This is a genomic window from Cohnella baijiui (assembly GCF_020731285.1).
In the GTDB taxonomy this organism is placed as follows: domain Bacteria; phylum Bacillota; class Bacilli; order Paenibacillales; family Paenibacillaceae; genus Cohnella.
Genome location: NZ_JAJFOW010000380.1, coordinates 1 through 230, shown reverse-complemented (window position 1 = coordinate 230; position 230 = coordinate 1). Strand labels below are relative to the sequence as shown.

Here is a 230-nt window from a genome sequence, read left to right as displayed (position 1 = left end):
TTGTCGAGAAAATCCAGTCGTCCATCCTTACGACGGTCCCGCTTTGGAAAAACCAATTAGTCATCGCGATTAGCTTGCACCGTCAGAAGCAGGCACTAGAAGTACAGAAGCGTGTGGCGGATACGACGAATGAACTGCTGCTGAAGAATTCGGAGCTGCTTAAGACGAACTCCATTGGTATCGCTAAAGAGAATGAGCGGGGGATTGTAGATGTAGGTACGTTGAAGAAG

1 protein-coding gene is annotated in these 230 nt (G+C 48.3%); it reads left to right on the top strand.

Annotated elements, in window-relative coordinates; translation table 11 throughout:
• Window positions 1–230, top strand: a 230-nt coding sequence (locus LKX83_RS33040) for a toxic anion resistance protein (protein ID WP_227887520.1), incomplete at both ends; no start/stop codon positions are given.